The sequence below is a fragment of the bacterium genome, assembly GCA_022763185.1.
Classification (GTDB): domain Bacteria; phylum Bdellovibrionota_G; class JALEGL01; order JALEGL01; family JALEGL01; genus JALEGL01.
The window spans coordinates 62055-86813 of sequence record JALEGL010000015.1; the positions used below are offsets into that span (position 1 = coordinate 62055).

Genomic DNA, 24759 nt, shown 5'->3' on the forward strand with positions numbered 1-24759 from the left:
CGTTTGGTTTTGGACAAGCTTTAACCCTCTCATCTTTTATTTTTTTACCCATGTTTGGATTTTTTCTGACGGTTTTGACTGGGCCTCTATATTTCAAAATTTCTAAACGATATCCTTACATAGTTACCCTCTTAATCATTGTGCAAATGGGAACAGTTTTCTGCTATCGTTTATCAATAAAAAAACTGCCCTTAAGTAAAACCTTTTTAACCGAATTTAATACTGAACATACTTTTTTAGCTGCTCATCAACATATGACCTATCCCTTTTATACAACTACAATTCTATTTTTTTGTTTATTAACTCTATGGCTAAGACGATTGATATATAAACAGACAGTTTATAAACCAATACTCAATGATTTGATTTTAACTATGATTTGTCTTGTTGTATTGACTTACCATGTCTTTGATTTTAAGCCTTTGTTGTACTTTTTTGCGTAAACTTTGGTTACCTGATGTCGCAATTATGCGTCATCTAATGTTTACATATTTATAAACTATTGAAAATAAAGAGCTTTAATTTTGTTTATTTTGGCACATTGATTGCTATTTAATTAAGTGTTCAATGCAATAAACTTCAAAGGAGGACTTTGACGTTTTTTGAACAACAGAGTCAAGAGCCGTTCTCCTCAATAGGTTCTCAAACTCTTAAAAACTAGGGCACAATGGGGAAAGTAAGTGTGTTGTTTCAACCTCCTTCTCAGCAGCACACTTACACTTTTAAAACTCACTTTCTTACCTGACAACTTTTATTTACAATTATTTTTTCCATTAAAAATTCATAAGTTCCGTTGATTTTTATTAAAACATTGATGTATCATAACATCATACAGGATAGTTTTTATTGCTGGTGCTTCAAAGTAAATGCCTATTTTTATCTTGAACAGTTCTATTCAACTATAAAACAAACATTAGGAAAAATTGTCATGTTAAAAAAAACAACTTCACTAGGATTTACATTGGTTGAGCTCTCTGTGGTTTTAATCATCATTGCTTTTGTTACAACGGTGTCCATGAACACTTATTTTGAACAGATCTTAAAATCTAAAGCTTCTGAAGCTTTTGTCTACTTAAGATCTATTCACGATGCTCAGTTTGTTTTTGCCAATCAGACCATTTATACAAAAGGCAACTTAAGCCAGTGTATTCCACAAAGTCGTTTCTCGAGAATTGCGTCTTCTGTATGCGATAGCGATACCTACTGCAATGAGATTAATGCCAAGCCACCTGCAAGAAAAAAACAGTACGTTTACATTTACAGCACCTACAATGACAACCTTTTCTCAAGTGAAAATTGTAGTCAGTCCACTGAGTTTGCCCAAGTGGGCAGCTGGGAAGCTTTGGGTTTAAGCAGTGTTGATAGAAATCAAGATACGGCTATGAAACTACAAGAGCAAAAACGACCGTCATTGCTTGCTTCATTCAACCAAAACTTTGGCATTCCTACTGCATATGCTGGCTTACTCGATAACCTGATTGGTGCTGGTGACGACGATGCTGATCTGGATGGGGAGGCCAACGCAGACCTTGATGAATCTGTTGAAGATGTCATTGATCATGTTGATAACCTCTTAGGAGGCAACAATACTTCTGACAATGATGGCAGTGAAATTGATGCTTTGGTAGAAGGAGTTTTGGGGGACTCTAATTTAGGCGTTGATATTGATATTGACTTAGATGGAGAAGGAGATGCATTGCTTGAAGGCTCAGCTAGTGGAAGCAGCGAAGAAAATGAGAATGGTGGTCAGGATAGCCTTTTGGATATTGATCTAAGCCTAAACATGCCAGGAAACAACGACTCTAATTCTGATAATAATGACAATAACAACGATAGTAATAATAACGATAATACCAGCGATGATGAAATCACCTTAGCGGGTGATAAAATCAATATTATTCGTCTGCCTACAGCCTTAAATTTTTCATTTTATGCCGCTCATGATCAGCAGGTCATGCAAGCTTACAATGTAGATGACATTTTAAAAACCATTACTGTTTTTGCCATTGCTGATGTTGATGGTGATTATACTGGCGGACAACTAAGCTTTCCAGAACTGTACGAAAACAATGGAGTTAATCCCATTTTAACAGATAATGTTTGGGTTGTATCCAGAAGTCTTTACATTGATGAACACGGTGAAATTCAAGTTGCAAGTGGCATTCATCAAGCCAACCCTGGTGAATAATCCCCTAGACTCTAATTTTTTTACCTTTAACGTCTAAAGGCCACACATTTTCTGATGCGTGCACCTTAGACATCAACTTTTTTATATACAACTTGGATTTATTATTGCCGGTGAAGACACTACGGAGGCTGAGACTCCTCCAGCATTTCGTGCATAGACTTCATACGAAACGTTGTCAATGCTTGCAGATGGGCCAAATGTGTCATTATACACAACTGAAGCCGTGTTGTTGGCAGGAACTACAATTGTTGTTGTTTGACCCGTTACTCCAAAATTAGGAATATCGAAGGTTCGAATTAGAACAAAGTCATCTTCATTATTGGAGTGGTCTGCCCAAGAAACCGTAATCTGACAGTTTGCTGAATTGGATGCGGATATTCCACTCGGTGCAGCTGGGGGTATAATGTTATCATTGATTGGATCACAAACATCCCCTATACCGTCTGAATCCTGATCAGATTGATCTGTATTTGCTATATCTACACAATTGTCCACATCATCTGCGATGGTATCTAGATCCGTGTCCGTTGGTAAAACTGGCGCTATCACTATTCCAGAATCACTATCATTGTTTGTTCCACAGGCCACAAAACCCAAGGAAATAAAAATCAACAGTGTGCTAAATGTTTTTTTTCTATTGTTTATTTGCATGATTCTTCTTATAGCATTTTTAATGCTTTGTGTCAAAAATCCGACCCCATTAATTATGCGGGGCTAGACTCTATATTTTTGCGCCTTTTTTCTAAACCATCCCAAAAAACTTGGACGGCTTTGAGCATTTGGTTGCCGTTTTGGATGAAAGCGTCTTCGTTGAGATGGGGGTTTTCAAAATAGTACTCTTCCAGTTCATCTTGGGTATGATCTGCATGTTGGGCTTCTAAACGATCATGGTAGGTGAAAAAGCCAATGGAAAGTTTGCTGTTGTGTTTTTCTTTGTAGCTTTGTAAACCTCTGATCAACTGTTTCCAAAAACCTCTGGCCGCCCAATTTTCCACCGCATAGCTGGCAGCTTGGCTGGTTTCATAATCTTCTGAACCATAAATGCGCACCAGCTCATCACAAAAAAACAAGGTTGTCTCACAACCATGTTTGCGTTTACCAATATCATTAAACCCCAAACCCAAAGACTCGGCAATCCTAACCATCCACTCAAAGTGTGCAGCACTAAACCTAAAAGTTCCTCCATCTACAGTACCTTCAGGACTCAACAAAGCTGGATCTTTGGCATCATCATAGTCATTGCTCACCGCTTGGGTTTCATTGCGTAACTTTTTTTCTCTGGGTCTAAAAATAACCCCCAACTCATTGACCAAAATTTCTTTGGACGCACGCATGGATTCAATGGAGTCGGAATTGATCACTTTGTGCAATTGTGCATGCAAAAACAAGTTGGAAAACACGGAAAACTGAATGATCAAATCTTTGACTTGCGCCGTATTTGCCTCGCCTTTTTCAAACCAAGAGGTGTAAGCGTTATGGGTAATGATGGGATGATTGAGCAATTCATGTTCTATCCGTTGATGAAAGCTTAAAAATTGCTGTGCTCGCTCAAGGGTGTAACCCTGCTCTTGCTTGATAATGGCCTCAAGTGCTTCTTCTCCCAAACCCACAATATTATTTTTTTGTGCAAACTCTTGCAATGATGTGCCCATGAAGACTCCTTGATTAAAAATTGGCAATGATGACATTAATTCTACCCGATGTGGATCAAATCTGTCAAAATCAGATTCAATAACACCCAATATTAAACCCTACGGCCTCAAGAAAGCTTATTGCGTAAACAAACGTTTCACCTTATACACTAACTATTTAAAATCATTGCCACTATTGTAAATATCCATTACTTTATGGTGTTGTGATCTTGCATTTTTGCATCTGCATGCGATTGGGTCTATAAAGCTGTACAGGGAGAATATATGGCAAATGAATTAGAAATTAAGGGTTTTGATTTTGTAGAGTTTTATGTTGGCTCGGCCAAAATGGTAGCCTACTGGTATGTTAAAGCCATGGGTTTTGATATTGTAGCTTATCAAGGGCCTGAAACAGGCTTTAAAGATAAATGCAGCTACTATTTAAAACAAAATGACATACACATTGTTCTGACCTCACCCTTGTCGCCTGCCTTTTGGGAAGCCACTTATTTCCTTAATTTACACGGGGACGGCGTTAAACGCTTTGGCTATCAAGTCAGCGATGTTGAAGCCTTATTTGACCATGCCATCAACAGCGGCGGTATTCCCATCAAAAAACCAAGTGTTGCAAAAGATGCGCAGGGTGAAGTTCTGTCTGCAGCCTTAAAAATTTACGATGATACTGAAATTATTTTATGCGATCGCAGTCAATACCAAGGTTTGTTCATGCCTGGCTTTGATGAACCCAGACAAAAACTTAACATTGAACGCCAAGAAACCGGCTTACAAAAAATTGATCATATTGTGGGTAATGTCAGACAAAATGAGATGAACCGTTGGGCAGATTATTTTATTAGAGCTTTTAACTTTGAGCAGTTCATTGAATTTGGCCCTGGTGATATTTCAACCCAATACTCCGCCCTTTTATCGAAAGTGGTAAAAAGCCATGATTTTGCCATTCGCAACCCCATCAATGAACCCTACGAAGGCAAAAGAAAATCACAAATTGAAGAGTACTTGGATGTATACCATGGCAGTGGTGTTCAACACATTGCTCTAGAATCTGATGATATTATGGCAAGCATTCAAGCATTGCGCAGCAACGGCATTGAATTTTTAAGCGTTCCGCAAACCTATTACGATGAATTAAAAAAGCGTAACCCAGGCATTGTAACAGAAGACATTGATGCTTTGGCCGATTTAGGTATTTTATGTGACATAGAAGACCTAGCCGGTGGAGAAGGTTATTTGCTGCAACTCTTTACCAAGCCCATTGGTGATAGACCGTCTTTCTTTTATGAAATCATCCAGCGCCGCAAGGGAAGTCAAGGCTTTGGTCAGGGCAACTTCCAAGCTTTGTTTGAAGCCATAGAGCGTGATCAAGAAAGCAGAGGAAACCTTTAATGCCGTTTTATTATCAGCAAGGTGATATCCCCAAAAAACGGCATATTGCTTTTTACAAGAAACAACAGAATAAAAAAGATGGAAAAAGTTTGTATCGCGAAGAGCTTTTCAGTACCCAGGGTTTTTCCAGCATATACAGCAACCGCTACCGTTTGGACATGCCCACCAAAGTCAGTTCCATTGCCCATGCTCAAAACTTAATGCAAATGCAAACTTGGCAGGATGTGCCTTTGATGTGGCACTTGTTTCATAGTTCAAGGCAGGAAAGCTCTGGCAGTCTCCATCAAGCCCAAACGCTGTGGATGGAAAACCATAACTGTACAATTTTAACCAGTTCCCCTACAGAAAAATGCACTAACTTTCACAAAAATGCACATGAGCATCTGCTTGTTTTTATTCATCGTGGTGAGGGAACTTTTTTAAGTGAGTTTGGCAACCTTGTATTTACAGAAGGGGATTATATCATTATTCCCAAGGGCTGCATTTATCAATTTCAGTTTACAGCGCAAGAGAACCGTTGCTTCATGGTTTTATCTGATACTGCTTTTGATATTCCCAAACATTTTCGCAATGATATGGGCCAGCTTATGGAAGATGCTCCCTATTGCGAGCGCAATTTAAAGCTGCCTGTATTGCAAGAAGCCATCAATGAAAAAGGCAGCTTCCCGGTTCACATCAGTTGTAAATATGCTCAAGGAAGAAAAACCTACACGCATGTTTGGGATCATCATCCTTTTGATGTCGTGGGCTGGGATGGTTGTGAATATCCCTTTGCTTTTAACATTAAAGACTATGCCCCTAAAGTGGGCGCCATTCACTTGCCACCTCCTGTACATCTTGTATTCACCACTCAGCATTTTGTGGTTTGCAATTTTGTTCCGCGCTTGTTTGATTTTTATCCAGGCGCCATTCCCGCACCGTATTTTCATAGCAACGTGGATTCAGATGAAGTTATTTTTTATGCAGATGGCGATTTCATGTCACGCAAAGGCATAGAACCTGGCTCCATCTCTTACCACCCCATGGGCATCGCCCACGGTCCACAGCCTGGCAAAACTGAGGCTTCCATTGGCCAAAAAGAAACCCATGAATATGCGGTGATGGTGGATACTTTTGCACCCTTAAGTTTATCCAAAGAAATTCAAGCGGTGTCTGACCCCAATTACTGGCGCTCTTGGAGTGAAGATTAAGATATGTCCAAGGTCAATTTATTTATTCCTCAACATATTCAAGATTTGCGCGCTTACAAGGCTGGTAAAAGTTTAGAGTCACTCAAAGACAAACGTGGCTTGACCAAATTTGCTAAACTGGCATCCAATGAAAATCCTTTAGGACCATCGCCCAAAGCTATGGATGCAGCAAAAAAATGCTTGGAGCAATTGCACCTTTATCCTGACCCTGCCAGCTATGCCTTAAGGCAAGCTTTGGGAAACCATTTAAATCTTGATCCTCATCAGATTATCTGCGGTTCAGGGATTGACTCATTGCTGGCTTATATTTTTATGGCCTTTAGTGAAAAAGATGATGTTATTCTTACCTCCAAAGGCAGTTTTATTGGCACTTATGTCAATGCCAAAAAACTAGGCCGGACTTTAAAAACCATTCCGCTAAACACCTGGGCTTACGATCTCGATGCCATAGCTCAATCCATCACGGACAATACTCGCATCGTTTATTTGGCCAACCCCAACAACCCCACCGGGTCAATGATTGGCAAAACGGATCTGAAAACATTTTTAAATGCTGTTCCGGATAATGTTTTAGTGATTTTAGATGAAGCCTACTATGAATACGCCTGCCATCATGAACAGTATCCCAATGGCATTGAATTGCTGAGCGATCATTCCAACCTTATTATCACTCGCACCTTTTCCAAAGCCTATGGGCTTGCAGGCGCTCGCATTGGCTATGCCATGGCAAATGCATCTGTTATTGATACCCTCAACAGAGTTAAATTACCCTTTGAGCCTAGCCGCATGGGCCAACACATGGCCATGGCCGCTCTTGCAGACACTTCTTTTTTACATCAAACTCAAGAGCTTAATAAAGAAGGTTTAGAGTATTTTTATCAATCTTTTACTGAGCTTGGCTTATCTTTTGTCCCAAAAACCGGTTCCAATGCCATCATGCTCTATTTTAAAAATGCTCAAATAGCTCAGGATTTCTATCATGCGTGCTTTAATCAAGGTTTAATTTTAAGACCTCTAAATGCTTTTGGCTTTGATCAAGGCATAAGAATCAACACCGGTACACAAGACCAAAATGTTTTTGCCATTGAAGTGATGAAAAAAGTTTTAATGCAAAAATAGCCAAGAATCAGCCTTAATGTAATTTTTATTGCTTATGCACAAAGCTCATGAGACATCCATGCACCTAAAATTCTGCCCAATACCCCACAAGCTATAATTTTAATTCCGCTTTTGCAAAGCTAAGCACCTAAATACATTAAGTATTTTACCTAAATATTTTTTTGAAATCTGGCCTACATTTTGCTAATAAGCATTGCATAATAAGAATACAAACAATTTCGAGGGGAAATAATAATGATCAAAACAATACAAATTAGTTTTGCGCTTCTGATGCTGCCTTTTATAGCTTTTTCTGAACAGTTTAAAAGCTATGAGGAGCTGGAACAGCAATTTAATGAGGACCTTAAACAAGCTGTGCTAAAAAAAGAGATTTCTGAAAAGGACACTACACAGATTTATGATCAACTCGATGTGCTTGTAGAGAATAAGCTTATCGATTTGAATCGAAGCACGCGTTTTTACCTATGTGCCGGGGCAGCTTTGAACATTGCCTATGTTTTTGAAGTTTTTCAAGGAAAATGGTGCAGCAGTTTAAATGGTTACCCAGGCATAACACTGACTGCCGGACCAGAGTCTTTGTTATCTGAAGATAAAGAGGCTGAACTTTTGGGCGGCATTGGACTTGCCAGTGCTCCAGCACAAGCTTATGGCGGCGTTTCTCTTGCTGTTTTTATGGGAGAAGGGGAGCCTGAGGGCATTTATTTCGGTGGGCAAGGAAGAGCTGCCGGCGTACTCTACGGCGGTGAAGGCATGCTGCTGAATAGAGAAGGCAATAGAGATAAGAGTGTACTTCCTGGAACAATTATTTTAGGCGGTGTTGGCGTAGGTTCTCCAGGCGGAGTCATAAGCTCAATCAGAATGAGAGTAGAATAAGACTAAAGCTTAATGCACTGTGTGTGAATTCACAGTCTATCTTAAAATAAAGTTCTAAAGAAAGTGTATTTGATAAGCGCTTTTTTAAGTTCTAATAAGGATCCTCAAAGCCCACTTTAAGCAGTGGGCTTTTTTATGGCCTAATGCAAGAGTTTGTGATTTCTTAACTGCATTTATTTAGATGGCTATTCCCTTTTTATAAAAGTGTTTTGTTTTAAGCATGCATCCGGAGCTTGGTCAGTAAGCCTTAAACAGCATTTCTACTTTTTAATTTTCATCCATGACCAATGAAAATAATGCTGCAGCAAAAGAGCGGAACCATGCAATCAAGAAGTGGCACTTAAAGAAGTTTTTCAAACGGCCATCGTTCAATGAATAAGCGATGAACTGCATGATTTTGGGATAGGGACTTCACGGTACGGGCTTTTTATTTTTAGGTGCTCGAGTATTTTATTATCTAAGATGGTGCCAAGACTTTCTTGAATTGACCAAGCTGAAGGTAGATACGATAGGTCCCATTCAGAATACGTATCTTCTGAATAACTTTCACAAGATTCGCTGCTCTTAAGAGTGTTGCAACAAATCTGTTGTCCGTTAGGTGCTACTTCAATTGGGTTATCCACTGCACCCAAGAGATAAAAAAAATAAATCAGTCTTGATTGAAAATCTTGTGCTGAGTTTTTCCATGCACGCGATAGTTGGTAATTGCCTAAAAATGACCCTAGCAAGTTTGATGTAAGATCTTCATAAGAAAAAGGACCTACGTTTATATCTCCCGAAGCATATTCATTGCATTGTTTTATTTCTAACAACTCTCCAAATTTAAGCACCGTCATGTCAGGTGGAATGTTGGGCAATATATTTAAAGATGACACAAGCGAGTAGTACATTCCATGGTATTGAGCAAAAGCAAACATCGAAATATGCCTTAAGTCTAGCCATCCCCACCTTTTAGAATAGACATACCGATAAGTTTCACCCTCAAAATGATTGGCTACACCAGAGGTAAACCCTCCATAATGGTAATCTAAATCCAAAAGTGAATCTATCTCAGATGCTACTAATTTTTCTTTTAGCGCTGACAGGCCAATAACATGTTCACAAATAGGCTTTGCCATTAGCAAAGAATTTATAAGAAATACTCCAAATATAAAATATTTTTTTAACATGCGATTTTTCAATATCACATTTAAGGCATTATGTGCTGTCTTTTTTATGCTTTGCGCCAGTTGAAGCTGTTCAAGTTTTCTTTACTGCTGATGATTATGTGTTAAGTATGTAGATACAGAATCACTAAAACAGATGTAAACCCTATATTTAAGGATAAATCGTATGAAACTCGTCAGTTTTCTAAATTCTTACAATAAAGAACGTGCAGGTATCTACCTTGAAGATCTGGGGTGTTTCGAGCTTTATCACAACGGTCAAAACCTGGGTTTAGATCTGCCTAAAAATATGAACCAGTTTTTAAACCAAAGTGACATTTTTTTAGAACGTGCACAAAAATTGGAAACAGCTATATTGCATGCCCCTAGCGATTTTTCAAAAGAAAAGGTTTCATCTTTGCTTTCACCGGTTCCGCAGCCAACATCTTGCCGAGACGCTTATGCTTTTAGGCAACATGTCCAAACCATGCGCGCCAATCGTGGTGCAGAGATGATTCCTGAGTTTGATGAATTTCCCGTGTTCTATTTCACCAACCACAATGCTGTATTTGGCGAAGGCCCCATTGAGGTTTACGATGACCACTTGGATAAGTTGGACTTTGAATTGGAAATTGCTGCGGTCATTGGCAAGGGAGGCAAAAATATCCCGGCTCATAAAGCCGATAAGCATATTTTTGGTTTTATGATTATGAATGATCTATCTGCCCGAACTTTGCAAATGCAAGAGCTTAAGCTGAGCTTGGGACCAGCCAAAGGCAAAGACTTTGCCAATTGTTTTGGTCCGTGGCTGGTGAGCAAAGATGAACTTCAAACGCTTGCGCAAGATACCGGCCAGGGCCTGACCTACAACCTAGAAATGAAAGCTACGCTCAATGGCAAGCTTATCTCACAGGGCAACATGAACAGCATGCACTGGACCTTTGCCCAAATCATTGAACGCGTTTCTTATGGCGTAGAGCTTTATCCTGGAGACATCATTGGCTCTGGCACCGTGGGTACAGGTTGCTTAGGAGAAATCAATGGTACGGCCAGCTTACGCGCCAAAGAAAAAGGTGAAACTTACACGCCCATCTGGCTCAAAGACAAAGACACCATAGACTTGGAGATTACGGGTTTAGGAAAATTGAGCAACACATTGATCCTTAAAAACGCATCGTACCACATATTAAAATAGAAAAAGGAATAGAGCATGTTGAGTATTGATCCCAAACAATTTGAAGCCACCTATATTTATAAAATTTTAACCTCCAGTGTGGCCCCACGCCCCATTGCCTTGGTTGCAAGTTACAATCCATCCGGGCAAAACAACCTGGCGCCCTTTTCATTTTTTAACGTTTTTGGGTTCAATCCGGCCATCATTGGTTTTTCTCCTACCTGTAGAGGCAGAGACGGGAGCTTTAAAGACACTTACAACAACCTTGTTCAAAGCAAAGAGTGCGTGGTGAATATTGTCAATCATAGCATGCAATACCAAATGAACCTCGCATCCGGTGAATACGCCACGGATGTTGATGAGTTTGATAAAAGTGGTTTTACAGGCTTGGACTCGGATTGCGTTAAGGCCAAACGCGTTAAGGAGTCTCCAGTACAAATGGAATGCAAACTCAAGCAAGTTATTGATTTGGGTGGGCAAAAAGGTTCTGGCAATTTAATTTTATGTGAAGTGCTGCGCTTTCACCTCAACCCTGACTGCCTCGATGAAAACAATATTCCTGATCCTATCAAAATCAATCATATTGGCCGCAATGGCGGTGAATATTATACTCTTGCCAACTCTGATAGTTTGTACACCTTGCAGGTTAAAAAAGGGGCTATAGGCATTGGCTTTGACGCTTTACCAGAATTTATCCGCACAAGCAGCGTCTTAACCGGCAATGAACTGGGACAACTGGCATCCGTGCAAGAAAGACCGCACAACAAGTTAGATGTTAAGATAGACAATCTTAATCTTGATAATTGCCATGAGACCATAGCCAACGCTATTGCAAACAATGATATCGATTTGGCGTGGAGAATTATCAATGAATTGGATGCATAAATTTTAATTGGGGGACAGCTACCTTATTTGTTAATTAAGGTAGCTGTCCTTTTTAAAAAACAAACATGGAGTATTTTTAATGAAGTGGATCAATAGAACATGTCTAACTATAATTTTTATGTTTTGCAGTAGCCTGTATGCTAAGCAGGTTGCCTTTTGGGATTTTGCTATTAATGGCCAAGCCTATCCAGCTGGGTTTATTTCTACACTTTCGGCGCAAAGATCTATTGGCGTAAAAAGTATGCTTGGCTTACGTTTGGGACATAACTTACTTAGACATGGCAATTTGGGTGTGCAAGATAACGAACGTGGCCAAGGTTTTGGTGGATCCATTGACTACAGTTATTATTTAAAGTCAACACGCATCGGATGGTATGGAACAGCACGATCTGACCTATGGTTTAACCGGGTTGATTGGAAGAATAATATCGGTCAAAGCAATGAAAGCTCTGGAAGCACAGATGTTATTGTTGTCCAGCCTACAGTAGAAATAGGCTACACCTGGCTGTGCAAGAAAAACTTTTTTATCAGACCCAACCTCGCATTTGGTATAGAGATCAATGTCGATACTCAAGGTGAAGAAGTGGGCGAAGGCGCCATTGGCTTAATTGGCCTAAGTTTTGGCTGGAGAAAAATAGACTGACAGCCCTTCCGTTCATGGTTCTTGATTCAGTACAGTAAACCCACAATTTAAATGATGTCATAGCGCTTATCATGACCTTGGTGATGTGTCGTGTTTGAGCTATTTTGTATTTTCATTGTAATTCAAAGCACTTGCCCATAAACATGATTTAATAAATCATAAATATTACTTATAAAAAACGCTTTACATTAATTTTTATTAATAGTAGCGTATCTTCAAGAAAGGTGGAACACAATGAAAATTACTAAAGATATTTTTACCAACTTACCTTGGTAACATTAATTAAATTGAGCCATAGACCTTCTGACTTGAGCTTTTTGCGTAAATCATGAGGCCTGTGGCTTTTTTATGTTTAAAACCAAACGCTTATGTCTGACCCACTTATAAAAGAAATTCTTTCATGCCCAGAACTTCAAGCTTGGCCAAATTTGGAGCCAATTTTAAGCAAAAGAAAACCTGGAACAGTTGCCTTATTTAAAATTGCTAGAGAAGCTAGCGGCAATATTTTAATTGACAGTTTGCCGATTGAAGCCGCAATTGTATGTTTTACCATCAACTGTATACTCATTGATGATGTTCTCGATGATGATGCAAAAGGTATCTGGCAAGATTATGGCGCTGGCCGCGTTGCCAACTTAGCTGCAGCTTTACACGCACGACAGCAAACACTCATTTATCACTCAAATTTTTCAGACCCTCAAAAACAAGCAATCATGTTTCATTTAAATCAGATGAAACTCAAAGAAACCATGGCTCAAGAAATGGCCACACAAAATCCTCTAAGCATGAATCAATATTGGGAGATTGTGCATGGAAAAAGCGGCAATGTATGCGCAACCGCCATGAAGCTGGGTGGATTACTGGGTGGAGCAGATCAAAACCAAAAAGAAGTGTTGTACACAATTGGCAAAAACCTTGGAGAAGTGGGTCAAATATCCAATGATCTTAGAGGCGCTTTTGATGAAAGCATCAACCCAGATTGGGCCATGCCTGGCTGCAGCTTGCCTATTTTAATTACTTTGACAAATCAACATCCTCAGTTGGATGCCTTAAAACAACTCATTGATAACGGCATTCACAGCACAAGCGAACTGAAAAAAGCGCAGGATATCCTTTTAGAATCCGGAGCCGTTAGCTTATGCTGCGAACATATTGCACAACGTTTAGAGCTTATGTACGAAGGCCTATGTCAATGCACCTTAGATAACAAAACCCATCTTATTAAAAACATTGGTGGAGACATCAAGCATGCCATTGCCTGGGTTAAAGATCTGGATACCCAACTGCTAAATGAAACCCTTGAAACATTAGATGCTTTGGATGAAAAACTAAGTTTTTTCTGCTAAATTTAAATGCGCTATGAACGCTGTACAATACAATAGTTTGTTTTACCAACTGTAATGCGCTAAGCATTGACTACTGTTCACATGTTTTTATAAATCAGATCTTTAGACAAATTGATTTATTACGGTCTGAAAAAATTATTTTTTTCGACGTCTGTTCAAAAATTTTGCGCTTTAGCCGAGACAGCGCAACATCAAGATGATTGTTGTAATAGTTTATTAAGTTTTTCTTGTTGGTCCAAATTTCAAAAATTATTTTTTCACGTTTAATTTTATTCATTTTTTCTTGAAGCAAAAGATATAAAATTTGTACTTCAATAGATGTCAATTGAATGACTTTACCTTTAACTATTAAAGTTTTTTTAACTGGATTGAGCTTCATGATTTTCCTATTGTTTTTTTCAAACAAAGTCTTACAAGAAAGATTTATTTTTATAATTCTTCCTTGTAAGACACCTAACAAAATATTTTTTTACTGTTGCTCATTAAATACTACTGTATAGTTACAGCGAACCCTACTTCGAGAACCTCCTGGACTATGACAGCAACTGGATTGATTGATTAAAAATCCATCAGAATAAAAACTATTGTCACTGGTACGACATCTACATGTTGTTTTATCATGACTATCTAGATCAAAGGGTTTTTCTAGATCACCAGACAAAATGAAATTTTTATCTGTTAAATTGTATTTAAAATCTAACAAAGACATGCTTTTATAGTCTGATGAAATTTCATCTTCTTGATCCACTTCAAAAGACAGTGTTAAGGTGTAAGACAATACACTGATTCCATCATGACGTCTTCCACTCAAAGGGCTATACTGTATGTAGCTTTTAAAACGATGGTCTTCACATTGCTTACTGAGTTGAATAGACTGATTATTGACTTGGACAATAAGTGTTTTTTCTTGGCAGTTAAGACTCAAGTAAATCTTTGATCCTTGATCATTTGTATACAGCTTATTTTGAAAGCTCGTACAGTTTTCCATAAACCTTTCTTCTACTTTCAACTGATTCATCATATTCTCATAGTCTTTTGAATCGGCATTGAAGCCCCTATGTTGAGCATGGGTTTTGGTTTGAAATATTACAATGGCAATAAGTGCCAATACAACATGTTTATACATGGTTTTTCTCCTTAAATTTAAAATAAATAATAAGTTTTGAAGCTTTATGCTTCACAAAATAAATAAAAATACTGTGCTATATTAAGGAAGTTGTAATTGGGGACTAGCCCCACCAAATGGGTGAAGAAACAAAGAATGCGTTGAAGGTTTTATAGGAGTGGTTTTGCTTCACATCTTGTCTGTAGCACAGGCTGAATTTAAAATTCAACTTAAAAAAATGTAAGGTTCTTTAATGCTGTCAATGATGATACAGTCGATGCATTGGGAGGATGGGACATGCAATTGCTATTTAAACATCTAAAAAAATTGCTTATCTTTATTGTTGGCTTAACGATTATCATTATTGGCATTGCCTTGCTTGTTTTACCGGGGCCAGGCATTGTGACCATTGCCGTGGGCTTGGGTGTTTTATCGCTAGAGTTTGTCTGGGCCAAACGTTTATTTGAAAAAGCTAAAACGTATAGCAAAGATCAGTTTGAGCAGATTCAGAACAAGTTAGACAAAAAAAATTAACTTAAAAATTAGACAAAGCCTATCCATATCTGCAAGAGTAGCTCTCTATGTACAAAACCATCATTGAACCGTTTAGAGTTAAAACCGTTGAACCGATTAAAATGACCTCGCAAAAAGAGCGTGAGTCTATTTTAAGACAAGCCCATTACAATTTATTTTTGATTAAAGCTGAAGATGTCATGATTGACCTTTTAACCGATAGCGGCACCGGCGCCATGTCTGGGGCACAGTGGGCAGCGATGATGGAAGGCGATGAATCCTATGCCGGCAGCCGCTCTTACTATGCATTTGAAAAAGCAGTCTCTGACTTAACCGGCTTTAAGCATATTTTTCCAACCCACCAAGGCAGAGCGGCTGAAAGAATTTTATTCTCTATTGTGGGTGGTCAGGGCAAATCTATCCCCAACAACACCCACTTTGATACCACCCGAGCCAATATTGAACACACACAAACCGCAGCCGTTGACCTTATGCCAGAAAGTTCTAAAGATACCCGCAGTTATGCTCCGTTCAAAGGCAACATGGATCTTGATAAATTAAAGCAGTTCATTCAAGACACTGGTGCTGATAAAATACCTTTGTGCATGCTCACCGTGACCAACAACAGTGGCGGTGGCCAACCGGTATCCATGCAAAATATTCGTGAAGTAAAAGCAGTTTGCCAACAACACAACATACCGCTGTTTTTAGATGCCTGTCGTTTTGCAGAAAATGCCTACTTTATAAAATTGCGTGAGCCCGGCTATGCCGACAAAAGCATCAAAGCCATTGCCCAAGAAATGTTTTCTTATGCCGATGGCTGCACCATGAGCGCCAAAAAAGATGGTATGGTTAATATGGGTGGTTTTTTGGCCTGCAATGATGACAGCTTGGCAGAAAACATTCAGGAGCTGGAAATTTTAACTGAAGGCTTTCCCACCTATGGCGGCTTGTCTGGTCGTGATTTAGGCGCTTTGGCGCAAGGCTTAAAAGAAGTGCTGGAAGAAGATTATTTGCAGTATCGGATTCAATCTACTCAATATTTAGGCAACGGTTTAAAAACGGCTGGCATTCCCATTGTTGAACCCACCGGCGGTCATGCAGTCTACATTGATGCCAAAGCCTTTTTGCCTGAGATTCCAGCGCATCAATTGCCCGCACAATCGGTGGCCAATGCACTCTATGTATTAGGCGGAATTCGTGGCGTAGAAATTGGCACCTTGATGTTTGGCCGACCCAATCCTGAAACAGGCATAGATATTCCAGCGCCCATGGAACTGGTGCGCTTGGCCATACCCAGAAGAATGTATACTCAAAGTCATGTCGATTATGTTATAGAAGTGGCCCATGAACTGGTTAAACAAAAAGATTCTTTACATGGCTACACCATCACCGAACAAGCCAAAAGTCTAAGGCACTTTTCTGCCAAGCTTGCGCCTTTTTCCTAAATATTAAATATTGGGTATGGATAACGAGGCTTGTTTTTCTTGTTACAATTTAGCGCAAACAGAAATATAAATTACAAACCTTGAATAAACTTCTGTGCAATTTTGGCTTGCGGATATGCCGCTTCAATCTCTCTTAAGCAGGTGGGACTGGTGACATTGATTTCTGTTACATAGTCTCCAATCATATCAATACCCACAAACAACAAGCCTCTTTTTTTAAGCTCAGGCGCAATACTTTGACAGATTTTCAAGTTTTGCTCAGAAATAGCTTGAGCCACGCCTTTACCGCCGGCAGCCAAATTACCTTTGAAGGATCCTTTTTGGGGAATACGCGCGAGCACATAAGGAATAACTTCTCCATGAACCAGCAAAATGCGTTTGTCACCCTCACTGATTTCTGGGAGATATTTTTGCAGCATCACGGTTTTTGTATAATTTAGCGTTGATTGAGTTAGAAGCTCTTGAACGTTACTGCTTTGTTTATCAATAACATGAATCCCTTCACCGCCCATGCCGTCCATAGGTTTGATCACCGTTTTTTCGTGTTCTTCTACAAATTTAAATAAAGCCTGTTTATTTTTAGTGACCAATGTGGGGGCAATGCATTTTGGAAACCATTGAATAAACATTTTTTCATTACAGTCCCGTAAACTCTTTGGGTCATTGATAACCTTAACTCCTTGCTCCTTGGCCATATCCAAAACATAGGTGGCATAAATGTATTCCATATCAAAGGGTGGATCAACCCGCATTAAAATGCAATCAAACTCTGTTATTGGTATCAACTGTTCTTGCTCAGCTTCAAACCAATGCTGCTCATCCATATAAACTTTAAGTTTCTTGCTCATGACTTTAGCCTGACCACTGATGACCAACAGATCTGAAGGTAGGGCATAAAAAATGTCAAAACCTTGTTCTTGCGCTTCTAGCATTAAGGCAAGGCTGGTATCTTTTTTTGGTTTAATTGTTTCTATAGGGTCCATCAGGACCAAAACTTTTTTCACGGTTTACGCCTTTCATTGATTGTTTTACTTAAGTTTTTCAATGCATCTCTCAATAAAGGCATTGATTTGTTGAGCATGGGTTAAGTTAATCAAATGCCTGGCCTGAGGTAAGAAAAGATCATCCGGTCCCAACTTTTTATCTAAAAACAGTACGGTGTCTTTCCCACCGTGCGCTCTAAAAACCGGACACCGGTACTCACCTAAAAAGCCAGTTTTGATCCACGCTGCAGCTGCTTGCCCTTGCCATCTGAAAAAATCAATCTCTATTTGCCGTGACATGGTTTTTATTAAATGTTTGTCTTTTGTAGATAAACCTTCAAAAAAAGCAATCCAATGCGGTGAGCAGGAACGGATTGCTTTAAGCACAGCATTGGGCAAGCGTTGTCCCAAGCTTTCTGCAAGCTGATGCAAGAACTGCTTTGGCATGGGTTTTTGCAAACTCCCAAGTAAGATCAAGGCTTGGGGATCGAGATATTGTGACAACTCTTGAGCCATCATACCTCCCATGGACATGCCCACCAAAACATAAGGTTTGGGTAACTTTTCTTGTAAGACCTCAGACCAGCGCATGCAATAATCTTGTAAACTTTCTTTCTTTTTAGGCTTTAAAAAGCCTGGCACTTGCAAACGCTCTGCAAAATGATTTTGCTGGGGAACAAACACCAAAGCATTGGCGCCTAAACCGGGAATACATACAATGTTCATGTCTTGTTTTCTCATTAAAATCCAGTTGAATATAGCAAAACACTTGAAGTCTTGGTATATTCAGTCCTTGATTTATATTTTTTTTATGATTTAGAGTAAAAAACTATGGGAAAAAACAAAAAAGAACAAACGCTTGAGCATGATGTTAAAGAGCTGAACAATACTGAAGAAAACACTCAAAACATTGAAGACGAAGAACAAGAACAGTCTTTTGTGGATTGGTATGACCGTTATGTGCGGTTGAGTGCTGACTTTGAAAACTTTCGCAAACGCAGCCAAAAAGAAAAATCTGACCTGATCAAATATGGTCATGAAAATTTAATGATTGATCTACTACCGGTCATCGATAATTTTGAACGTGCTGTAGAACATGCCAAACAAGCCAAAGATATTGAAGCCATCCAAACCGGCATCAGCATGATTTTTAATCAATTGCTCAGCAACCTAGAAAAGCATGGCGTCAGTGCAAAAAGCGCTCAAGGCCAAGAGTTTGATCCAAACCAACATGAAGCCATCAGCCATATTGAATCTGACGATGTTGACAACAATCATGTCATTGAAGAAATGCAAAAGGCCTATTTTTTACATGATAAGCTTCTAAGGCCTGCTTTGGTTTCTGTATCTAAGGGTCCCTCAACAGAAGCTGTTACTGAGGAAAGCCATACAGAATCAACCGCTATAGAGGAGAGTGACCTATAATATGTGTCATTGCAAACATCTTATTGTGAATGGATACTTAAGGCAATGAGCAAAAAAGTATTGGGCATAGACTTGGGTACAGTTAATTCCTGTGTGAGTGTTTTTGAGTCTGGTGAGTGTAAAGTCATTGTTAATGAAGAAGGCTCAAGAACAACGCCTTCCGTTGTTTCATACAAGACCCTTGAAAACTATGATGTAGGGCATCCTGCAAAAAGACAAATTGTTAGCAATCCTAAAAATACCTTTTATGCCGTTAAGCGTTTATTGGGTAAAAAGTTTGATAGCGATGCCGTTCAAGAAACCCAAAAAAATGTAGGCTATACCCTTGGTCAATCGACTAACGGTGATGCCCGTTTAGCCTTTGAAGATGAACTCATTAGCCCACAAGAGGTTTCATCCAGAGTTTTACAAAAAATGCGTGATATTGCTAAAAACTATTTTGATGAAGATATTACCGAAGCCGTGATCACCGTTCCAGCCCACTTTGATGACTTTCAACGACTAGCGACAAAAAACGCGGCTAAAATTGCCGGCCTTGATGTTTTACGAATCATCAATGAACCCACGGCAGCTGCTCTGGCTTATGGACTCAATAAAAAAGTCTCTGGAAATTTTGTTGTTTTTGATTTAGGCGGCGGTACCTACGATGTCAGTGTTTTAGAAATTAACAACTCTGTTTTTCAAGTGAAATCAACCAGTGGTGACAACTTTCTTGGTGGTGAGGATTTTGACCATAAGATAGTTGAATGGATCTTAACAGAATTCAAAAAAAGTTCGGGTATAGATTTAAGTTCTGATTCTTCTGCCATGCAAAGAATTAAGGAAGCCGCTGAAAATGCTAAACATGAATTGTCTAGTGAGATATCCACCCGTATTAACTTACCGTTTATTACTTCACAAGATGGAGATGCTCAACATATTCAACTCGATCTTAGTCGCAGTGAATTTGAAAACATGGTAGAAGATTTGATAGATAAGCTTGAAGCTCCTGTTGTAGAGGCCCTTAAAGAGGCTGGGCTCTCAATTGAAGACATTGAAGATGTTATTTTGGTAGGGGGCATGACCCGCATGCCTAAAATTGTTGAAAAGGTACAAAGTTTATTTAATCAAGAACCTTATCGTAAAATCAATCCTGATGAAGCCGTTGCTGTTGGCGCAGCAACCCAAGGTGCCATCATTAAAGGTTTATTTGATGAAGTGGTTTTGCTTGACGTAACCCCTTTGTCCTTAGGTATTCAAACCGAAGGCGGTCTTTTTACGGCCTTAATTGAACGTAACTCTACCATTCCAACTCAAGCCTCTGAAATTTTTTCTACCACCCAAGACAATCAAGAGTTTGTTGATGTCCATGTTTTACAAGGTGAGCGTGAGTTTGCTAAAGACAACCTCTCTCTTGCGCATCTTCGTTTAAGTGGCATTCCTCCTGCTCCCAGAGGGGTCCCACAAATTGAAATCACTTTCACTATTGATACCAACGGATTGCTTAGTGTTTCTGCAAAAGACCTAGGAACCGGTGAAACTCAAAAGATGGAAATTAAGCCAACCAGTGGTTTAACTGAAGTTGAGATTAACACCATTCTTGAAAAATCACAGACCATGGCTCAACGTGATTTAGAACTTAAGCAACTTACCCATGAAAAAAACAATCTGCAAGGCTTGCTGTATTCTATTGAGCGTTCGGTTAAAAAACTTTTTGCTCAACTGACACCGGAACAACAAGAAAACTTTCAAACTGTTTTACAAAAGGCCCACCAAGAACTTAAAGGAGACAATATTGACAATATCAGAGCCTGTAGTGCTGAATTAACAAAAGTTTCGCATACCATATCCAGCACCTTGTATCAGTAGTTTTTTGATTTTGATTGTCTGTTTAGGAGAACACGTATCATGAAAAAAAATATCCTTTATCTAGTTTTAGCATTTATTATTTCATCCTGTGCAAGCAGTAAGATGGTGGTTTATAACGGTGTAAAAATGCCTCTCAATGAAGCTGCAAAATTGCATTATGCCGAAGGTGAAAAACTTTACCAATATAAAAACTATGCTGCTGCTGATGAAAAGTTTAAAACTTTGATCAGAGAATTTAAATACAGCAATTATGCTGACAATGCTTTATGGCGAAGAGCACAAATTGCTGAGCAACAAAGACAGTACGACAGTGCTTATGTGTATCTAAGAACATTGATTCAAGATTATCCTGACAGTGATTTGAAGTACAAAGCTTTATATAAAACGGGCGAGTACGCCCTTAAAAACAATGATGAACTCTTGGCCCTAAACTATTTTTCTAAAGTACCGGTCAGTCAGGTAGCATTATCTAGACGCTCCTTTTTAAATAACAATGTTGAAGCGCTGGCCAATAAAAACAATGATTTTGCCAGCTTAAGCTCATGGTATATTTTAAATTTCTACGATGCCAGCAGCAGTCCAAGCTACAGGATTAATCTGCAAAAAAAAATCATTGCTACAATCAGTAAAATAAACAGTCAAGCAGAGCTCAATGCTGTTATCCATCCTGATAATCAAACCTTTCCCAAAGGTTATTTATCTTTTCAAAAAGCTAAAATCTATTTGGATCAAGAAAACAACGAGCAAAAAAGTAAACGGGCCTTTTATGACTTCATTGCTCAATACCCCAATCACAGCTATATCCCTAAAGCCTATAAGTATTTAAAAAGTTTAGGTGCAGAAGGTTCAACACAAACTTCAACAGAGACCATTCACATTGGTTTAATGGTTCCCTTAACGGGCCCCAAGGCACACATTGGTCAACAAATTTCCAAAGGCGTTATTTTAGCACAAGACATTTTTCAAGCGCGCTATCCCAATGCACCCAAAGTAAAACTATTGATTCAAGACACACGAGGAGATGCCCAACAAAGCATTATTGCTTACGAGAAACTGATGCAAAACAGCATTAGACCCACGCTTATTATTGGTCCATGTTATCAAGAAACCACTCAAGCCATAGAACCCATGCTTGAAGATTACCGTGTTCCCGTGTTTTCTTTAAGTTCTTCAGAAAAAATTAATTTGAATAATCCCTGGTTGTTCAGAAACAGCCTAACCAAATCTGAACAAGCCTTGGGTCTGGCTTATTTGGCTAAACATGTTTTACAAATCAAGCGTGTTGCGGTTCTGTATCCCGACAACAGCTATGGTCAGGAATTTCTACAGTTATCACAAGCTGCGTTTAAAGATTATGGCATTGATATGGTCAAATATGAATCTTATCAAACAGACCAATCTGATTTAACCGACGCCGTGAGAAAGCTTGTGGGTATTTTACCCTATGAAGATAGAAAGGCAGAAATTTGTCCAGACTATGTTGCTCAAGAGCGCACCAAACAATGGTTGCTTAAGCCTGAAACAACCAAACGTTGTTATGCCAAAAATAACCTGCCTCCCATCATTAATTTTGAAGCCATTTTTATTCCTGATGGTGCTCAACGTGCCAAAAGAATTTTTCCAACTTTACGCTATTACAATGTTTCTGGCGTGACCTTGTTGGGAACCAATCTATGGGATGTTGAAAACTTTATTGATCGCAACACCAAAAAAGCAGCTCAGGGCAGTATTATTTTAAGTGCTTTTTATAAGAACAAACGTGCCCCGCACGTTCAATCTTTTGTACAAAATTTTTACAATAAATTTAAACAAGAACCTGGAATCCTATCAGCGCAAGCTTATGATACAAGCTCAATCGTTTTATCCACTCTCTTTAATCAGGCGCCACGCTCAAGCTCTGATTTAAGTAGAAGCTTACGCCAAACCAAAAATTTTGCTGGCGTTACCGGTGAAATCTACATCAATAATGATGGCGAAACCCGAAGAAAGTTAACCCCTTTGTTGGTGGATGGCGATAAATTTAAAGAGTTGTATTAAATCCTTTCCTCCAAGACTAAAAGACATTGATAACGGGTGAAAACCAAGAACTTTAAAATTTTTAATTCAACTGTATGGGGTGATGCCCCACAAAAATACCTGTACTAAAACATGGCTTTTTTATGGTAGGATGTTTTTGTGCCTGCGCAAAAATATCAAATTCATATTCGCTTTATTTCAGGCTCCTTGCATGGAAAACTGTTAACCATTGATAGCTTTCCCTGCAGCATTGGTCGCGAGCTGGATAATGATATTATTTTAGCCGATGACAGGGTTTCACGCCACCATGCATCCATCAAGTTCATTCAACAAGCCTACTACCTGTTTGATCATAACAGCCATAATGGAACTTTGTACAAAGGCCATCCTATAGAAAAACTGTGCCTTGAGACTGGCATGGAGTTTCAAATTGGCTTTTCTATCTTAAAAATTGAAGCTATTGTGCAGCTGTAAACATTCTTTTACGCTAATGTAGTCTGTAAAACTTGCATAAGACAACTTTTGTTAACACTTTTTTTGAAACCAAAGTTATTCTGATCACTTAGAGTCATTTTTAGGCATACAGGGTGTTTTTTTACAGCATTGGCGTAATCTTGCTCACTTAGCCTTAATTTTTACTTAATAAATTCAAATAGTTATATTTAATTTTTTGGCATCAAACTTGCTCATTAATAAGGCAGTGAGCATAACTTTTACAAAATACCCATCTTTTTTACGCTTTAAGTGTTTTTGCCTATGCTTAAGCAGTTTTGCCTTTGCGCAAAGCAATGCTGTTCACGATAAAATGAAGTCTTTGAATAAACCTGCTTTGTTGAAAAAAAGGCATATACAAATCCAGGCAGACCATACAGGCATAAGATTTCAAAATCATAAATACTTTCAATTGAATGCAAGAAATCAATTGATTGTCAGAAAAGATCGTTTTTTAAACAAATTGTACAATGATCAACAAGACCTAGGCACACATGAAAGTGCTTTGGCTTTTGAATTTATCAATGAAAGTTTTACCGGGACCAAGCTTTCTTCACACTTTATTAATTACAAAAAAAGACAGGCTTTTAATTCTTTTAACTTTAGAGATACCAATAATAGACAGCAACAATTAAATTCTTTCACGATAGCTCAAGAGCTTACTCAAGAACTGGGTAATCATTTTAGATTCAGTCTCCTTGCTGGTGTTGCTCATTGCAATGACAGTTTAAGTAGCAAATCATTTATTACACCCACCAGCCGAGTTGGTTTGAGTTATAGCGCCGATCAGTTTATATCTTCTATTAACTACAGTTATGGCCCCGACAATATTGATGTATTATCTCCTTTTGAAGGCGCTCAAATCAATGAAAGCATTTCTCTAAATACACAGGTGAAACTGAGCAAACGTTTTAACTTAAAGCTTGATTGTCAACACATTAAATCTAGACAAATGTTAGATGCTCAACAAAGAAATAAAAATATTGTTTTGGCCAGAGCCAGCTTAAGCTACAAAATTAAGTCTAAGCTTAGAGCCAATGTTCATTACCGTCTTGTTGATCAAGGCCTTAACGGTTTAGATAGTTATCAAGGAACAAAAACTTCTTTCTCACTATCCTATGCTGCATTTTAAGCCTTCTACTAAAACAAAGTTCTAACACTTACACAACAACGCCAACGACTAACCCAATAGTATTATATAGTTCTTTAAAAAGATTTGGGACAAATTATATTTTTTATCACTCGGCAAGTCCAGCTTACCATGTCAAGATCTACGCTGTTGATAAAAGTGATTTTCTCTCACGCAACCGGCAATAGTTTATAAAATACCT

The 24759-nt window shown here is 38.7% G+C and carries 23 protein-coding genes; 16 read left to right on the forward strand and 7 right to left on the reverse strand.

What is annotated here, in order from left to right; all coding sequences use genetic code 11:
* Positions 1-928 precede the first annotated feature (928 nt).
* A complete protein-coding gene (locus tag MRY82_09885; GenBank protein MCI5073229.1) occupies positions 929-2188 on the forward strand; it encodes a prepilin-type N-terminal cleavage/methylation domain-containing protein in 1260 nt (419 codons plus the stop codon).
* 81 nt (positions 2189-2269) lie between these two features.
* Here MRY82_09885 and MRY82_09890 read toward each other — a convergent pair whose 3' ends face one another.
* Both MRY82_09890 and MRY82_09895 read right to left on the reverse strand, forming a co-directional pair.
* Entirely contained in the window at positions 2270-2875 is a 606-nt protein-coding gene (locus MRY82_09890; GenBank protein MCI5073230.1) for a hypothetical protein, read from the reverse strand.
* A 17-nt stretch (positions 2876-2892) separates the two neighbouring features.
* Positions 2893-3876, reverse strand: a complete 984-nt coding sequence (locus tag MRY82_09895; protein ID MCI5073231.1) for a hypothetical protein — start codon at positions 3874-3876, stop codon at positions 2893-2895.
* Between the two features lie 228 nt (positions 3877-4104).
* Between MRY82_09895 and hppD the strand changes: the two genes are divergently transcribed.
* From hppD to MRY82_09915, 4 genes are all read left to right on the forward strand, one after another.
* Positions 4105-5223, forward strand: a complete 1119-nt coding sequence (hppD, locus tag MRY82_09900; protein ID MCI5073232.1) for a 4-hydroxyphenylpyruvate dioxygenase — start codon at positions 4105-4107, stop codon at positions 5221-5223.
* Positions 5223-6413, forward strand: a complete 1191-nt coding sequence (locus MRY82_09905) for a homogentisate 1,2-dioxygenase (protein ID MCI5073233.1) — start codon at positions 5223-5225, stop codon at positions 6411-6413. Before hppD ends, MRY82_09905 begins: the two co-directional genes overlap by 1 nt.
* Positions 6414-6416: 3 nt before the next feature.
* Positions 6417-7532: a histidinol-phosphate transaminase gene (gene hisC, locus MRY82_09910; protein ID MCI5073234.1), complete on the forward strand. Its 1116-nt coding sequence runs from the start codon at positions 6417-6419 to the stop codon at positions 7530-7532.
* A 234-nt stretch (positions 7533-7766) separates the two neighbouring features.
* Positions 7767-8405 carry a hypothetical protein gene (locus MRY82_09915; GenBank protein MCI5073235.1) on the forward strand — a complete coding sequence of 213 codons (639 nt, stop codon included), beginning with the start codon at positions 7767-7769 and terminating at the stop codon, positions 8403-8405.
* Between the two features lie 368 nt (positions 8406-8773).
* Here MRY82_09915 and MRY82_09920 read toward each other — a convergent pair whose 3' ends face one another.
* Positions 8774-9523, reverse strand: coding sequence for a hypothetical protein (locus tag MRY82_09920; protein MCI5073236.1), 750 nt, complete (start codon positions 9521-9523; stop codon positions 8774-8776).
* Between the two features lie 214 nt (positions 9524-9737).
* Between MRY82_09920 and MRY82_09925 the strand changes: the two genes are divergently transcribed.
* The 4 genes from MRY82_09925 (at position 9738) to MRY82_09940 (ending at position 13598) form a co-directional block, all read left to right on the forward strand.
* Positions 9738-10745: a fumarylacetoacetate hydrolase family protein gene (locus MRY82_09925; protein MCI5073237.1), complete on the forward strand. Its 1008-nt coding sequence runs from the start codon at positions 9738-9740 to the stop codon at positions 10743-10745.
* Positions 10746-10760: 15 nt separating this feature from the next.
* Positions 10761-11609, forward strand: coding sequence for a flavin reductase family protein (locus MRY82_09930; GenBank protein ID MCI5073238.1), 849 nt, complete (start codon positions 10761-10763; stop codon positions 11607-11609).
* 79 nt (positions 11610-11688) lie between these two features.
* Positions 11689-12252, forward strand: a complete 564-nt coding sequence (locus tag MRY82_09935) for a hypothetical protein (protein ID MCI5073239.1) — start codon at positions 11689-11691, stop codon at positions 12250-12252.
* A 368-nt stretch (positions 12253-12620) separates the two neighbouring features.
* Entirely contained in the window at positions 12621-13598 is a 978-nt protein-coding gene (locus MRY82_09940; GenBank protein ID MCI5073240.1) for a polyprenyl synthetase family protein, read from the forward strand.
* Positions 13599-13692: 94 nt separating this feature from the next.
* Here MRY82_09940 and MRY82_09945 read toward each other — a convergent pair whose 3' ends face one another.
* Together MRY82_09945 and MRY82_09950 are read right to left on the reverse strand one after the other, a co-directional pair.
* Positions 13693-13977, reverse strand: a complete 285-nt coding sequence (locus MRY82_09945; GenBank protein ID MCI5073241.1) for a winged helix-turn-helix domain-containing protein — start codon at positions 13975-13977, stop codon at positions 13693-13695.
* Positions 13978-14067: 90 nt separating this feature from the next.
* Positions 14068-14724: a hypothetical protein gene (locus MRY82_09950; GenBank protein MCI5073242.1), complete on the reverse strand. Its 657-nt coding sequence runs from the start codon at positions 14722-14724 to the stop codon at positions 14068-14070.
* Between the two features lie 276 nt (positions 14725-15000).
* On the opposite strand from MRY82_09950, the gene MRY82_09955 reads away from it, so the two are divergent.
* Positions 15001-15237 carry a PGPGW domain-containing protein gene (locus tag MRY82_09955; GenBank protein MCI5073243.1) on the forward strand — a complete coding sequence of 79 codons (237 nt, stop codon included), beginning with the start codon at positions 15001-15003 and terminating at the stop codon, positions 15235-15237.
* 47 nt (positions 15238-15284) lie between these two features.
* Entirely contained in the window at positions 15285-16664 is a 1380-nt protein-coding gene (locus tag MRY82_09960) for a tryptophanase (protein MCI5073244.1), read from the forward strand.
* A gap of 71 nt (positions 16665-16735) precedes the next feature.
* Here the strand turns inward: MRY82_09960 and gshB are convergent, their stop codons facing one another.
* Positions 16736-17668, reverse strand: a complete 933-nt coding sequence (gene gshB, locus MRY82_09965) for a glutathione synthase (GenBank protein ID MCI5073245.1) — start codon at positions 17666-17668, stop codon at positions 16736-16738.
* A gap of 24 nt (positions 17669-17692) precedes the next feature.
* Entirely contained in the window at positions 17693-18373 is a 681-nt protein-coding gene (locus MRY82_09970) for an alpha/beta hydrolase (GenBank protein ID MCI5073246.1), read from the reverse strand.
* Positions 18374-18478: 105 nt separating this feature from the next.
* Here MRY82_09970 and grpE point away from each other — a divergent pair, with 105 nt between their 5' ends.
* From grpE to MRY82_09995, 5 genes are all read left to right on the forward strand, one after another.
* A complete protein-coding gene (gene grpE, locus MRY82_09975; protein MCI5073247.1) occupies positions 18479-19072 on the forward strand; it encodes a nucleotide exchange factor GrpE in 594 nt (197 codons plus the stop codon).
* 45 nt (positions 19073-19117) lie between these two features.
* A complete protein-coding gene (gene dnaK, locus MRY82_09980) occupies positions 19118-20920 on the forward strand; it encodes a molecular chaperone DnaK (GenBank protein ID MCI5073248.1) in 1803 nt (600 codons plus the stop codon).
* Between the two features lie 39 nt (positions 20921-20959).
* Positions 20960-22957: a penicillin-binding protein activator gene (locus MRY82_09985; protein MCI5073249.1), complete on the forward strand. Its 1998-nt coding sequence runs from the start codon at positions 20960-20962 to the stop codon at positions 22955-22957.
* Between the two features lie 138 nt (positions 22958-23095).
* A complete protein-coding gene (locus tag MRY82_09990; GenBank protein MCI5073250.1) occupies positions 23096-23410 on the forward strand; it encodes an FHA domain-containing protein in 315 nt (104 codons plus the stop codon).
* A 226-nt stretch (positions 23411-23636) separates the two neighbouring features.
* Positions 23637-24560, forward strand: a complete 924-nt coding sequence (locus MRY82_09995) for a hypothetical protein (GenBank protein ID MCI5073251.1) — start codon at positions 23637-23639, stop codon at positions 24558-24560.
* The last annotated feature ends 199 nt before the right edge of the window (positions 24561-24759 follow it).